General features: G+C 66.4%; 10 protein-coding genes. 1 reads left to right on the top strand and 9 read right to left on the bottom strand.

Annotated features, from left to right (window positions below; translation table 11 throughout):
- Positions 1 to 122: 122 nt before the first annotated feature.
- Together ACIBG0_RS17600 and aceA are read right to left on the bottom strand one after the other, a co-directional pair.
- Positions 123 to 992: a 3-hydroxybutyryl-CoA dehydrogenase gene (locus tag ACIBG0_RS17600; RefSeq protein ID WP_397033602.1), complete on the bottom strand. Its 870-nt coding sequence runs from the start codon at positions 990 to 992 to the stop codon at positions 123 to 125.
- Between the two features lie 360 nt (positions 993 to 1,352).
- Positions 1,353 to 2,642: an isocitrate lyase gene (gene aceA / locus ACIBG0_RS17605; RefSeq protein ID WP_397033604.1), complete on the bottom strand. Its 1,290-nt coding sequence runs from the start codon at positions 2,640 to 2,642 to the stop codon at positions 1,353 to 1,355.
- Positions 2,643 to 3,073: 431 nt separating this feature from the next.
- Here aceA and ACIBG0_RS17610 point away from each other — a divergent pair, with 431 nt between their 5' ends.
- On the top strand, positions 3,074 to 4,195 hold the full coding sequence (locus ACIBG0_RS17610; RefSeq protein ID WP_397033606.1) for a lipase family protein: 1,122 nt from the start codon (positions 3,074 to 3,076) through the stop codon (positions 4,193 to 4,195).
- Here the strand turns inward: ACIBG0_RS17610 and puuE are convergent.
- The 7 genes from puuE to pucL form a co-directional block, all read right to left on the bottom strand.
- Complete coding sequence (gene puuE, locus ACIBG0_RS17615) at positions 4,192 to 5,094, bottom strand: allantoinase PuuE (protein WP_397033608.1); 903 nt, start codon at positions 5,092 to 5,094, stop codon at positions 4,192 to 4,194. The two genes, ACIBG0_RS17610 and puuE, sit on opposite strands and share 4 nt — an antisense overlap.
- Before the next feature lie 5 nt (positions 5,095 to 5,099).
- The gene (alc, locus tag ACIBG0_RS17620; RefSeq protein WP_397033609.1) at positions 5,100 to 6,113 is read right to left on the bottom strand and encodes an allantoicase; all 1,014 of its coding nucleotides are present in this window, start codon (positions 6,111 to 6,113) and stop codon (positions 5,100 to 5,102) included.
- A gap of 20 nt (positions 6,114 to 6,133) precedes the next feature.
- Positions 6,134 to 7,321, bottom strand: coding sequence for a DUF6986 family protein (locus tag ACIBG0_RS17625; RefSeq protein ID WP_397033611.1), 1,188 nt, complete (start codon positions 7,319 to 7,321; stop codon positions 6,134 to 6,136).
- Positions 7,322 to 7,588: 267 nt separating this feature from the next.
- Entirely contained in the window at positions 7,589 to 10,579 is a 2,991-nt protein-coding gene (locus tag ACIBG0_RS17630; protein WP_397033613.1) for a molybdopterin-dependent oxidoreductase, read from the bottom strand.
- On the bottom strand, positions 10,576 to 11,430 hold the full coding sequence (locus tag ACIBG0_RS17635; protein WP_397033614.1) for an FAD binding domain-containing protein: 855 nt from the start codon (positions 11,428 to 11,430) through the stop codon (positions 10,576 to 10,578). The genes ACIBG0_RS17630 and ACIBG0_RS17635 overlap by 4 nt, the downstream gene beginning before the upstream one ends.
- Positions 11,431 to 11,791: 361 nt before the next feature.
- A complete protein-coding gene (locus tag ACIBG0_RS17640; RefSeq protein WP_397033616.1) occupies positions 11,792 to 13,153 on the bottom strand; it encodes an 8-oxoguanine deaminase in 1,362 nt (453 codons plus the stop codon).
- Between the two features lie 5 nt (positions 13,154 to 13,158).
- Positions 13,159 to 14,064: a factor-independent urate hydroxylase gene (gene pucL, locus ACIBG0_RS17645; RefSeq protein WP_397033617.1), complete on the bottom strand. Its 906-nt coding sequence runs from the start codon at positions 14,062 to 14,064 to the stop codon at positions 13,159 to 13,161.
- Positions 14,065 to 14,068: the final 4 nt, after the last annotated feature.

Consider the following 14,068-nt stretch of genomic DNA (forward strand, 5'->3'; position numbering starts at 1 on the left):
CCCCTGCCCGCGCCCCTCCGGGACCACCCGACGGCACCCACCACCGGCGCCCCGCCGCCCCCCCCCCCCCACACCAGGGGGCCGCGAACACGCAGCGCCGAAGGCGCTGCCATTGAACACAGTCAGACCTTGTACTGGTAGAAGCCTGCGCCGGTTTTCTTGCCGAGCAGACCGGCCTCGACCATGCGCATCAGCAGCGGCGGCGCCGAGTACAGCGGCTCCTTGAACTCCTGGTACATGGAGTCGGCAATGGATTTCACCGTGTCGAGCCCGACCAGGTCGGTCAGCGCCAGCGGACCCATCGGGTGGGCGCAGCCGAGCACCATCGCCTTGTCGACGTCTTCCTTGGTGGCGAAGCCGGATTCGACCATCCGGATGGCCGAGAGCAGGTACGGCACCAGCAGCGCGTTCACCACGAAACCGGAACGGTCGGCCGAACGCACGACCTGCTTGCCGAGCACATCACCGGCGAAGGCCTCGGCGCGGGCGGACACCGCCTCGCTGGTCTTCAGCGTGGTGACCAGCTCGACCAGCGGCAGCACCGGCACCGGGTTGAAGAAGTGCATGCCGACCACGCGCTCCGGGTTGGCGGTGGCGACGGCGATCTTCATGATCGGGATGGAGGAGGTGTTGGAGGCCAGCACGGCGTCCGGATCGGTGACGACCTTGTCGAGTTCGGCGAAGATCGCGGTTTTCACCTTCTCGTCCTCGAGCACTGCCTCGACCACCAGTTGGCGGTCGGCGAAATCGCCGAGGTCGGAGGTGAACCGCAGCCGCCACGCGGCCTGTTCGCGTTCGCGCTCGGTGATCTTGCCGCTGCTCACACCGCGGTCGAGCGAGCGCAGGATGCGGGCGCGACCTGCGGCGGCTAGCTCCCGGGTCTGTTCGTAGACGAGCACGTCGATATGCGCCCGCGCACACACCTCGGCGATGCCGGCACCCATCTGGCCGGCACCGATAATGCCGACGCGCTGAATCTTGTCGCTGCTCACGTCCCGCTCCTGCTGTTTGGTCTGGCTGTCGGGTGGCTGATGGAAGGCTGCTCCGATAAGAGCCGACCTTCGATGGTCCAAGGTATAGGGATGCCCTCCCGGCTGGGGCTGTTCAGCCGGGAGGGCGGTGTTGGATGGCCGCGCTCCGCGCGGCGTGTTCGCGGCCCCCCGATGTCTCGCGTCCGAGCCGTCGAGACTCGCGACTACGTCGCATGCGCTTCGACGACTCGGACGCGAGACGGGCCGCGAACGTCGCTCGTAAGACTCGCTCCGTCGGGGTCGGTTCAGCGTCGAACGCTGGTACACCCCGGTGTTCGACCGACTCGGACCGAGCGATGGCCATCGTTCACTTCATTCAGCTCAGTGGAACTGACCCTCTTCGGTGGAGCCCTTCAGGGCCGCCGTCGAGGTGTTCGGGTCCACGGTGGTGGCGATGGTGTCGAAGTAGCCGGCACCGACCTCACGCTGGTGCTTGATGGCGGTGAAGCCACGCTCGGCGGCGGCCTTGAACTCGCGCTCCTGCAGGTCGACGAAGGCGGTCATACCCTCGCGGGCGTAGCCGTAGGCCAAGTCGAACATGCCGTAGTTGAGCGAGTGGAAGCCGGCCAGGGTGATGAACTGGAACTTGAAGCCCATCGCGCCGAGCTCACGCTGGAACTTCGCGATGGTCGCGTCGTCCAGGTGCGCCTTCCAGTTGAAGGACGGCGAGCAGTTGTAGGCCAGCAGCTGGTCCGGGAACTCGCCGCGGACGGACTCGGCGAACTTGCGCGCGACCTCGAGGTCCGGCACGCCGGTCTCCATCCAGATCAGGTCGGCGTAGGGAGCGTAGGCCTTGGCACGCGCGATGCAGGGCTCGATGCCGTTCTTCACACCGAAGAAGCCCTCCGCGGTGCGGGTGCCGTCCAGGAACTCACGGTCGCGCTCGTCCACGTCCGAGGTGATCAGGGTGGCGGCCTCGGCGTCGGTGCGGGCGATGATGACCGAAGGCACGTCGGCGACGTCGGCCGCGAGGCGAGCCGAGGTCAGGGTGCGGATGTGCTGCTGGGTCGGGATCAGCACCTTGCCGCCCAGGTGGCCACACTTCTTCTCGGAGGCCAGCTGGTCCTCCCAGTGCACACCGGCGGCGCCGGCGGCGATCATGGCCTTCTGCAGTTCGTAGGCGTTCAGTGCGCCACCGAAGCCGGCCTCGGCGTCGGCGACAATCGGGGCCAGCCAGTTGGACACCGAGGTGTCGCCCTCGACCTTGGCGATCTCGTCGGCGCGCAGCAACGCGTTGTTGATGCGGCGCACCACGGACGGCACCGAGTTGGCCGGGTACAGCGACTGGTCCGGGTAGGTGTGGCCGGACAGGTTCGCGTCACCGGCGACCTGCCAACCGGACAGGTAGATGGCCTTCAGGCCGGCGCGGACCTGCTGGACCGCCTGGTTACCGGTGAGGGCACCGAGGGAGTTGATGTAGTCCTCGTTGTTGACCAGATCCCAGAGGATCTCCGAGCCACGACGGGCGAGGGTGGCCTCTTCGACGACGGTGCCCTGCAGCTTCGACACCTGGTCGGCGGTGTAGTTGCGGGTGACGCCCTTCCAGCGCGGGTTGGTGTCCCAGTCCTGCTGGATCTCCGCAGCGGTCTTCGGGGTGCCGACGTTCGACATCTCTGACTCCACTTCTTCGTTTCGGTGCCCCACGGTCGAGCATCGCTCGGACTGCTGTGGCGGCAATTTGCAGGCTTGCTAGGCCCATGGGGTGTACTTCCACACGATGGCACACCAGGAAATAGCCGTCTACCTGTTGCAAGTGTGAATCCGAGCTAGCTTTCGAACCGTCTTTGCTAACTCTGCGAAATTTGCCCGCAAATTGCAAGGATGCAACCTACCCGCCGGTAGCTCTGACATGCGGTTTTAGCGTAACGCTCGTACTGTTTGCGATCACCCCAGGGGTCACCATCCGAGGCGCCGGACATTCCGGGTTGTGAGCACCTTCACAACCGTCTGTGTGGTCTCCGCCACCTCGGCTGGGCGCCGATGGTTCGATTGACGGACCGAGTCATCGCGGACAGACGTTCAGCGTCCGAGTAGGAGCTTTTATGCGGAAAATGTGGTTCACCGTCGCCGTCGTCTGTGGTCTCGGCCTGCGGTTGCCCGCGGCGAGCGCCGATCCGGGCACGGTGGAATCCGTCGCGCCGCTGGCCACGGCGGCGACGCTGCCGGGTGCGGTGAATTCCAGCCGCATCCTCTACACGACGTCGACCGCGAACGATGTGCCGACGGTAGCCAGCGCCGCGGTCTACTTCCCGCCCGGGGAAGCCCCCGCGGGTGGTTGGCCGGTGATCGCGTGGGCGCACGGCACGGTCGGACTCGGCGACGACTGCGCATACAGCATCGCCGGGCCGAGCGCGGTCGAGCGGGACTGGGCCTATCTCGGGACCTGGCTGCGGCAGGGGTATGCGATAGTGGCGGCGGACTATGCCGGACTCGGCTCGCCGGGCGAACACCCCTACATCAACGGGCTCGTGGAAGCGCACAACATCGTGGACGCGGTCAAGGCCGCCACCGGGCAATACGCCACGCTGGCGAAGCGCTGGGTGGTCGTCGGACAGTCACAAGGCGGCGGTGCCGCCGTCTACACCGCGCGCTACGCGACCGAGTTCGGCGGACCCGAACTCGACTACCGGGGCGCGGTCGCCACCGGTGTGCCTGCCTATATCGAGGATGTCGTGCCGCTGCTCGGGCCGCACGTGCCGCCGGTGCGGCTGTCGGATTACACCACCGCTTATGTGCTGTACATCCTCAATGGCCTGCGCACCACCTACCCGGCCCTGGACATCGAGTCGTACCTGAACGATTCGGGTCGTGACTGGCTCGCGCGGTCCCGCGAGGCCTGCGTCACCCCGCTGCGCGACGAACTCGCGGCCCATGGCGTAGTCGCCGGTGACCTGTTCGCGCGTCCGCTGCTACAGATCCCGGATCTACACGGGTTGCTGACCCGCTACCTCGGCCTGCCCGAATCCGGTTACGACAAGCCGCTGTTCCTGGGTCAGGGACTGCTCGACACCGATGTGGTCACGCCGGAGACACTGCGGTTCGCGGCGGTGCTTGCGGTCAATCGGCAGCCGGTCACGTTGCATGTCTATCCGGATGATCACAGCGGAGCGGTCAATGGGTCGCTGCCGGATTCGCTGCCGTTCGTGCGGAATCTTTTCGCCTAGCCGACCGCCGGATGCACCCGTCGCCAGTGTTCGGCGATATCGATGCGACGCGCGACCCACACGTCGCCATGCGACTGGACGTGGTCGAGGAAGCGCTCCAGTGAGGCCAATCGAGCCGGACGGCCGACCAGACGACAGTGCAGACCGATCGACAGCATCTTCGGATTGCCCTCCGCCCCTTCGCGATAAAGCACGTCGAAGGCGTCGCGGAGGTGGGCGAAGAATTGTTCGCCGCTGGGGAAGCCCGCGGGCGAGGCGAAGCGCATGTCATTGGTGTCGAGGGTGTACGGAACGACCAGGTGGTTTCGGCCGTGCACGGTGACCCAGTACGGAAGATCGTCGGCGTAAGAGTCGGAGTCGTAGACGAAACCGCCGTGTTCGACCACCAATTCCCTGGTGTGCGGGGAGTCGCGGCCGGTGTACCAACCGAGCGGGGCCGCGCCGGTGAGTTCGGTGAGGATGCGCACGGCCTCGGCCATATGCGCGCGCTCGGTGTCGCGGTCGGTGAGTTGGTAGGACTGCCAGCGCAGGCCGTGGCTGGCGATTTCGTGACCGAGTTCGACAAAGGCGGCCACCGCCTCCGGATTTCGCTGCATGGCACGGGCGACGGCGAAAATGGTCAGCGGTAGGTCGCGGCGTTCGAAGGCGCGCAGCACCCGCCACAGTCCGGCGCGGGAGCCGTATTCGTAGAGCGATTCCATGCTCATGTGCCGATTCGGAAACGCTTGCGCGGGAGTCATTTCCGAGAGAAACGTCTCCGAATGTGGATCACCGTCGAGTACATTGTGCTCCGCGCCCTCTTCATAATTGAGGACGAACTGGACCGCGATCTTCGCAGCATCGGGCCACTGCGGATCCGGTGGCGTCGCGCCGTAGCCGACGAAATCGCGGTCGCCCATGCCGCTCAGCCCCCGAGTTCGCCGTAGAGGCGCAGTCGTGCCAGCCCACCGTCCGGGTAGATATCCAGCCGAACCTCCTCGACCGAGGCCGCCATCGGCGAGATCGCGAAGCGATGCCTGGTATCGGGCAGCAGGTCGGTGCGCGCAAGCAATTCGAGTTCGGTGCCGTCGGTGGTGCGGCCGGTGAGCCGGGCCGAACCCGGGCTATTGCCGAGGAAGTACGACGTATCGATCTCGGCGAGGCGGATGAGCCCGGGTCCGGCCAGTCGGATCCGCACCCAGTCGTTGCCGTCGTCGCGGCGGCGAGCGGTTTCCCAGCCGTCACCCATTTTTCCGGCCAGACCCGGATAGAGCAGCTGGTTCGGCGAACTGTAGAAGCGGTTGGAGCAGTCGAGCACCAGGGCGCCGTTTTCCAGTGCGGCCAGGTCCAGCGGGCCCAGACCGAGCAGATTCGGGTCGGGCCTACCCTCGCCGTGTACCCGCAGCCGGGCGACGCCGCCGTCCGGGTGCATGGTCAGTCTCACGTGGGTCCAACGGTTTTCGTTCTCGATCGGAAATCGATTGCGGCTGTCGCCGGTTACCGGGGCATGGTCGATCAGGGGCACCCAATCGTCGCGCTCGGCAATGGTTTCCGCGGGTGGATAGCCGTCGATCTCGAGTGCGGAGACCGAAACCGCGGGCGGATAGTTGCCCTTGAACCACGCGGTGTCCACCACGATGCCGCGGATGACGGCGGGTACGCCCAAGCGCACTATGGCGGAATCGTCACCGGGGCGGCCGCGGTGCCTGCGCGTTTCCCAGCCGTCGTAGATCTGACCCTTGTGCCCGAAGGTCGACGGCCGGTATTCCGAGGGGCCGGGATTGATCAAATTCTCTTTCTCGGCGAAGAATTCGTCGTCGGCCCAGATGACCGAGCCGCCGAGCGGTCGGACGGCAAGGTCGGGCAGCAGCGTGAAATCCGTGGGGTCGAGCCCACCCGTCGCCCGACCAGCACCGTCCACGGAATCGCTTCCGCTCATGACACCTCCTGCGTAGTCGTTCACAACGTCTCCTGCGGAATCGGCTCGCGCGCGACGAGTGCCCGCAGCACCTCCGGCGTCAGTACCGGCGCGAGCGCGCGCAGTTCGTCGGCGGTGCGTGCGCCGCAGTTCACGCCGCGTAGCACGGTGGCAGCCAGGGCTTCAGCGGTAGCGGGCTCGTCCATGACGCTGCTGGAACGCCGGTCGAGGTAGGCGACCAGACGCGGTACCGCGACATCGATGGCGCGACGGAAGAATTCGTAGGTGGCCAGCCAGCGGGTGATCAGGTGGCCCGGATGCATATCCCAGCCCTGGTAGTAACCCAGGCGCAACGCCCGGCCGACGAGCCGATGATGGTTGAGCAGTGCCGATTCCGGATCGCGGTCCGGCACGATCTGGGTGGAGCCGTCACAGATCCACACCCCGGTTTGGGCAGCGGCCACCTGCATGATCGACTTCGCGTAATCCGCCGCCGGATGATCGAGCGCCTGATCGGGCGCGGCGATACCGCACGCGGCGGTGTAGTCATAGGTGCCGAAGTGCAAAGCGCTGCAACGGCCTTCGGACAGGTGAAGCATCCTGGCGACGGGGGCGCTGCCGTCGGCGGCGATAATCGCCTGCGGGCTCTCGATCTGCAGTTCGAATCGCAGGGTGCCCGCATCGAGTCCGGAGCCGCGCTCCAGTCCGTCGCACAGCACTGCCAACGCCGAAGCCTGTTCCACCGCACGGATTTTCGGGACGGTGAAGACGAAACCCGGCGGCACACCGCCCGCGCCATCCAACACCAACTCCAGGGTGCGTATGGCGCGACCGCGTTCGATACCCGCCAAACCCTTCATCCGGATGCCGACGCTGGTCGGCCCACCGGGTTGCCGCGCCCACTCGGCGAGTGCCGCGCCCGCATTGGCGGCGGCCCGGTCCTCCTCGGCGTCGGCGCGGAATCCGTAGCCGTCCTCGAAGTCGATGCGCAGATCCTGGATCGGCCGCTGCTCGAGTTGGTTGCGCACGGCGGGCAGCGCGTCGGTGCCGTCGATTCCGGCGAGGAGTTCGTGGTGGTGATCGAGCAGCTCCAGCGCCGCCGTACCCCATTCGGCGGGGGTCGCGGCGGTTGCCCGGTCGGCGGGCACGTAGGCGGTGTGGATCGGCTGGACGCGGCCGCCCGGGCCCGGGTACCGGGTCCGCAACTCGGCATCGACCGTGTCGAGCATCGCTTCGATGCGAGCGCGGACATTCTCGGGTAGCTGTGTTCGATTTGCGCCGCTCCCCGGCCCTCCGTGATTACGCACGCTGCCTCCTCCGGGCCTGATGCTCACGACGCTGGGTTCGATTCGCACCGCTCCCCGGCCCTCCGTGGTCACGCAGGCAGCCTCCAACGGGCCCGATGCTCACGACGCAGGGTTCGATTCGCACCGCTCCCGGCCCTCCATGGTCACGCACGCAGCCTCCAACGGGCCTGATGCTCATGCGCTGGGTGCTCACACCCGGTCTCCTTCCTGAAGGGCGCGCCAGATCCGGTCCGCCGTCATCGGCAAACTGGTCTGTCGTACCCCCACAGCATCGCGGATAGCGTTCGCCAGTGCGGGCGCTACGGGGTTGTACGGGGATTCGCTCATCGACTTGGCACCGAGTGGGCCCAGGTCATCGGCGGTTTCGGCGAAGTAGACCTCGGTGTGTGGCAGGTCGGCGAACTGGGGGATGTGATAGTGCCGCAGCGTTCGCGTGGTTACCTCGCCTTGTGCCGATCGCATGTCCTCATAGAGGGCGGTGCCGATGGCCTGTGCGACGCCGCCGACCACTTGACCGCGGCACTGGACCGGATTGAGCACCGTGCCCGCGTCGGCGGACTGGACGGATTGCAGGATGCGCACCAACCCGGTCTCGGGCTGCACGGCCACCCGGAATGCCTGCACATTGAAGCTGACCGAGCGCGGGCTGCCCGCGTGTGCGCCGTGTCCGGACAACTCGCCGTCGGCCAAGAGTTCGGTGGCGCCGATCAGTCGATCGCCGCAGCGGACGCCCTCGGCCACCAGGTCACATTCCGCTTCGGCACGACCGGTCAGTTCGGCGGCCCGAACCAGGATGTGCTCGCGCAATGCCACGGCCGCGGCATAGGCGGCCTTGCCCGCGACGGTGAGGCCGGTGGATCCGAAGGCACCAGTGTCGTGGCCGACGATATCGGTGTCCGATTGCAGGATTACTATCCGGCGCACGTCGGTGTGCAGTGCCGTTGCCGCGAGTTGGGCGTGCACCGTTGTGGTGCCGTTGCCGAATTCGACTGTGCCGACGCGGAGTTCGTAGCGTCCGTCGGGGAGCAGGGTGACGGTTGCCTCGGAGCGGTGGCCGCGCGGTGGGATGGTGGCGATCATGGCCAGCGCCATACCGGTGCCGACCCGCCATTCCGGTCCTGGCGCGCGAACCGCATTGCCGCGCAGTAGTGCTCGTTCCGCGAGGTCGAGACACTGATCGAGGCCGTAGCTGCCGAAGTCGAGATCGCTGTCGCCCACTTGCGCGCCGACGAATGCGTCGCCGGGGACGATGACATTGCGGCGGCGGAATTCGAACGAGTCGATATCGAGTGCGCGCGCCAGTTCATCCATCGCCGATTCGATGCCGAAGATGATCTGTCCGAGGCCGTAGCCGCGGAAGGCGCCGGAGGGAATGTTGTTGGTGTAGACCGTCTTCCCCTCGACGCGCTTATTGGCGCAGCGGTAGACCTCGATGGATTCACCGACGCCGTGAAACAGCACGCCCGCACTGTGATTGCCGTAGGCACCGGCATCGGCGAGCACGTCGATCGACAGTGCGGTCAATACGCCATCGCCATTCGCGCCCGCGGTCACCGCTACCCGCATCGGATGACGGCAAGTGGCACTGGTGAATTCGTCGGAGCGGGTGAATTCGTATTGTGCGGGACGGCCGGTGCGCAGGACCGCCAGCGCTATCAGATCCTCGGCCAGCATCTCCTGTTTGGCGCCGAATCCGCCGCCGACGCGCTTGGCGAATACGCGGACCCGTTCACGTGGTAATCCGAATATCTGGCACAGTTCGTCGCGCACCAGGAACGGGACCTGCGTGCTGCAGCGGATGACCAGCCTGCCGTCCGTGTCCAACCAGCCGATACCGCCGTGGGTTTCCAGGTGTACGTGCTGGGCGCGCGGCGAATGCCAGACACCGCTGACCACCTTCGCCGCTGCCGCGAGGCCCGCCTCGACGTCACCGACCTCCCCATTGATCTCGGCGATCAGATTGCGTTCGCGATCGGCGATGCGAGCCGTATCCGGTTTACCGTCGTGCAGTTTCGGCGCTTCCGGCAGTAATGCCTCGGCCGGATCGAATACCGCCGGCAGGATTTCGTATTCGACCTTTAGTGCTCGGCAACCCGCGCGGGCGATATCCAGGCTCTCCGCCACTACTGCGGCGACCCGCTGTCCGATGAATCGCACCGTGCGATCCAGCACGTAGGTGTCGTCCGGATCGTCGGCTCGAATTTCGTGACGTGCGGTGGAAAAGGCGATATCGGGAGCGTCGGCGTAGGTGAGCACTACGTGCACGCCCGGTAGGTTTTCGGCGGCGGAGGTGTCGATGGATACGATTCGCGCGTGGGGGTGTGGGCTCGGTAGCACTGCGATATGCAGGGGGGTCGTGGGCGGTGCGTCCCCGCCCTCGGTGCCGACGTCGAAGGTGAAGGGCTCTGTGCCCGTGACAATTCGGGGTCCGGCAGGTGCGCCGGCACCGGTGCCCGCTCGTCCGGCGGCCTCGTCCGATGAGATGTGCCGAGCATTGGAGTCGACCTGCTCCCCATCCCTACTGTCGAGGCTCGGATATGCGGTTGCGTCCGCATCATGCGCCGAGATGGCATCGGGATCCGCGCCCAAGTCATCGGCGCTGGCCGGTGGCCCATCTCCACTGGCGCGGAGTTGGTCGCTCGTCGATTCGGGACCAGCAGTCGCACGTTCGCTCGGTGCCGAAACCGGGTTCAGCGATGCGGTCGCACCACACGCCGAGACGACATCCGGGTCCGTGCGGGAAGCCGCGCCGAGCGCATCGACGATCGCGCGATATCCGGTGCAGCGGCAGAGATTTCCCTTCATGAGCTCCGGTAGCGCCTCGGGATCCGGGGCGGTAGGGCCGCCGCAGCCGAGGCCCGCGGCGGTGACCACCATGCCCGCGGTGCAGAAGCCGCATTGGAAGGCGGCGGAATCGACGAAACGTTGCTGGACAGGGTGCGGCTCTTCAGCGGTGCCGAGACCGGATGCGGTGGTTATGGTGCGGTCGGCGGCACGGTAGGCGGGAATGATGCACGAGTGCACGGGGATGCCGTCGAGTTGCACGGTGCACGCACCGCAATCGCCCGCATCACAACCCTTCTTCACCGCGAAATGGCCGTGTTCGCGCAATAACGTCCGCAGGCATTGGCCAGGACGCGGTTCGGCCTGCACCGACTGGCCGTCGATCTCGAATCTCATTGCCCATCACCGGCTTCGCGGAGCTCGGTCGCAACCTCACGAGCGAGCACACCGGCGATATGGCGACGCCAGTCCGGTGCGCCATGCGGATCGTCGAACCAGAGCGTCGGGTCGATCGCGGCCACCGCACCCCGCACCTCGGCATCATCTGGTGTGGCAGCGAAATCCAGCACGATCGGACGGGTCGTCGCCGCGGTTATGGTCAGCGCGGTGCCACCGTCAGCCTCCCGCCGACCCATGACAACCGCACCGGAACGGCCGAGCGGAGCAAGGGCGATCTTCCGAAATGCCGTGCGTGCGTGCAGACTTCGAGTCGGGATAGTAATCGACCGCAACACATCACCCGAGCCGAGCACATTACATCCCGGCCCGAGCACGAACTCACGCAACGGGATCCGACGATCTGAACCATCCGGTGCCCACACCAGCGCTACACCGTCCAACGCCACCAGGGCCCCCAACACCGCCCCGGCGGGCAACGACAAACACACGTTCCCACCCACCGTCGCCGTCCGCCATATCTTGTGCGAGGCCACCAACGCCCGACACGCCCGCGCGAACACCGCGGTCCCCGGCCACTGCGCCCGCAATACCTCCACCCCCAACTCCCGCCCCACGCCAGCCCCCGCCAACTGCGCCAATGTGCAGGTGGCCGCGATCTCCAAGCCCTCCCCCGTCACAGTCAACGCCGCCCACCCGAGCCCAGTGATATCGACCAGCCGCTCCAACCCGTCCTGCGGCTCGGAAAACAAAAACGTGCCCCCAGCGAGCACTCCACAGCTCCCACCGACAAAAGCCAGGTCAGCCCGCCCCCGAGCCACAACCACATCCCGAATCGTGTCCAGATCCACGCCACACCTCGCTCCACTACCGCTGCCGACACAGTAGAAGCCGCGGGTTGCCGCGATGTTGCGCGACAACCGCCCCAGGTTGCGCGGTCGTTACCCGCTGAACCGAGCATCCCGCGCCCGCGGATCCGCACAGTCCGAGACATCTCTGTTCCAGTATTCAGCAAATCCGCCTGATCAGGTCATTCGCCTTGATCCGCGGCAACTTGCGGCCCCGCCGGACAAGCCGTTTACTCCTCGGACCTTCCGATCGGCGGACATCCGCGGCCTCGGAGAAGGCCAATCGACAGCGGGGATACGAGTGGGCAACCAGCCCGCTGCTCGCCGCGGGCTCCGAACTGCTCGAGCGGCGTTGGACCGCGAGTCAGCCCGCCTTCGCGACCAGCGCCGCCTGCGCCCGCGCGACCTCGCCGCCGACTTTCTCCTCGTCGACCGTGCGCACCTCAGCATCCCGAACAACGATGCGCCCGTTGACCATCAACGCCGCCAGTGGCGGCGCCGAACCGAGAATCAATGCCGTCACCGGGTCACCGATGCCCGCGTGGGCGGGCGTATCGAGCCGCCATAAAGCGAGATCGGCAAGCTTGCCGGGTTCGATCGACCCGATTTCGGCTGCTCGCCCCAGCACCCGCGCACCACCGATAGTGGCCAGCTCCAAGGCTTTTCGAGTACTGATCGCGCGCGGTCCGCCCTTGGCCCTGGCATAGAGCAGCGCATTGCGCGGCTCCTCGATCATCGAACTGGATTCATTGCTCGCCGCACCGTCCACGCCGAGCCCTACCGGGACCCCCGCCGCGACGAGCTCCGCTGTGCGCGCCGTACCCGCGCCGATCCGCGCATTCGAGGTTGGACAATGTGCCACTCCGGTACCGGTTTTCGCCATGGTCTCGATGGCGGCATCGTCGAGGTGGATGCCATGGGCGTACCAGACATCCGATCCCAGCCAGCCGAGGCGCTCCATGTACTGCGCTGGTGTGCAGCCGAATTTATCCGCACAGAACTCCGCTTCATCGATCGTCTCGGCCAGGTGCGTATGCAGCCGTACGCCGAGATCGCGTGCCAGCACAGCGGATTCGCGGAGCAACTCGGTGGTCACCGAGAACGGCGAACATGGTGCGAGTGCGATCCGCAGCATCGAATCGAAGGACGGATCATGCCAACGCGCAACGGCATCCGCGCTCGCGGCGAGAATGACGTCGAGAGTCTGCACCACCTCATCGGGCGGCAGCCCGCCCGAACTCCGGCCGAGATCCATCGAGCCGCGCGTCGGATGGAATCGCAAGCCGACCTCGGCGGCCGCGGCGATTTCCGCGCCGAGCAGGTCACCGCCTTCGCGCGGGAATACATAGTGATGGTCGGTGGACGTGGTGCAACCGGTACGAGCCAGCGCGCTGAGCGCACCGGTCGCGGCAATGCGAACCGCGTCTTCATCGATGCCCGCCCAGATCGGATAGAGCGTGGTGAGCCATTCGAAAAGCGTGTTGTCCGCGGCCAGCCCTCGGCTGATCCACTGGTAGAGATGGTGATGGGTGTTGACCAATCCGGGCGTGAGCAGGCAGCCACGGCCATCGATGCGGTGCACATCCGCGCCGAGATCGGGCGCAGCACCCGCACCGACCGCGGTGATCCGGTTGCCCCGCACCGTCACATGCCCGCGACGGTATTCGGTGCCGTTCGGATCGACGGTCGCCACGGCGCACCCGTCGATGACCGTCGTAGTCGTCATGGCATCTACGGTAGCCATGCGGGTCCGGCTTCCGGGGCATCTTCGCGCTGCACAGTGGCATGGATGAGTCCGTAGGGCCGGTCGTCGGCGTGGAAGACCTCGCCGTGGTTCTCGATGCCGAATCGAGCGAGGTCGTAGTCGAAATGATGCTTATTCGGCGCGGCCAGCCGGATTTCGGCGAGCACAGGAAATGCCTCGAGCGCGGCCTTGCCCATTTCGAACAGCGTCTGCTGCATAGCCTTGGAGTGCAGCGTCGCGAAGACCTCGATCATCCGCTGCCGGATCCCGGCATATACCGCATCCCAGTTCACACCGGTCGCGGCGGCGAAACGCCACTGCGCGACGAGGGAGGTCGCGAGCATCCGGTCATCCGTCGGCGCGAGCACGGTGAAGTCGTCGGTGAGAAAGTCGGCGAACTCCGAGCCGGTCGACTTGAGAATCACCAGATCCTTGACCCCGCCGATCACCCAGGCCTGCTGCCGCTCGCCCTTACCCGACACCGTTACCGTCGCGGTCCGCACCTCCGAACCCTGCCGCACCCAGGTGTGATCGTGCTCGCTGCCGTCGACGGTAACCCGCTGCCAGGCATACTCCTCGACCTCGACGCGCGCGCTGTCGACCGGTGCGATCTCGTCGACGAAATGTGCGGCGAGCGTGAGCGCATAGTCCTCGATCGGTTGCAGCCCAGGTTTCTTCGCGTACGCATAGGCGGTCTGCTTCTGGCTGTCGGTGGGCAGCACCTTCGACTGGTCACCGGCGACATATGCGTCGGCGAAATCGCCACGCAGCACCGTGGATACGTTCACATCGCGGATCTCGTGACGCGGCTGGTCCCGGTAGATCCGGACGATACGATTCTCGGCCTTTCCATACCGGTTGTCGGACAGCACGATCGGCCCGGTCAGCTCCATGAAT

The organism is Nocardia sp. NPDC050630, from assembly GCF_044457245.1.
Lineage (GTDB): Bacteria > Actinomycetota > Actinomycetes > Mycobacteriales > Mycobacteriaceae > Nocardia.

Excerpts from the sequence above, each read along its gene's own strand:
- pucL (WP_397033617.1), bottom strand. The coding sequence starts at position 14,064 with ATGGAGCTGACCGGGCCGATCGTGCTGTCCGACAACCGGTATGGAAAG.
- ACIBG0_RS17625 (WP_397033611.1), bottom strand. The coding sequence starts at position 7,321 with ATGCTCGACACGGTCGATGCCGAGTTGCGGACCCGGTACCCGGGCCCG.
- alc (WP_397033609.1), bottom strand. The coding sequence starts at position 6,113 with ATGAGCGGAAGCGATTCCGTGGACGGTGCTGGTCGGGCGACGGGTGGG.
- ACIBG0_RS17610 (WP_397033606.1), top strand. The coding sequence starts at position 3,074 with ATGCGGAAAATGTGGTTCACCGTCGCCGTCGTCTGTGGTCTCGGCCTG.
- aceA (WP_397033604.1), bottom strand. The coding sequence starts at position 2,642 with ATGTCGAACGTCGGCACCCCGAAGACCGCTGCGGAGATCCAGCAGGAC.
- puuE (WP_397033608.1), bottom strand. The coding sequence starts at position 5,094 with ATGGGCGACCGCGATTTCGTCGGCTACGGCGCGACGCCACCGGATCCG.
- ACIBG0_RS17630 (WP_397033613.1), bottom strand. The coding sequence starts at position 10,579 with ATGAGATTCGAGATCGACGGCCAGTCGGTGCAGGCCGAACCGCGTCCT.
- ACIBG0_RS17640 (WP_397033616.1), bottom strand. The coding sequence starts at position 13,153 with ATGACGACTACGACGGTCATCGACGGGTGCGCCGTGGCGACCGTCGAT.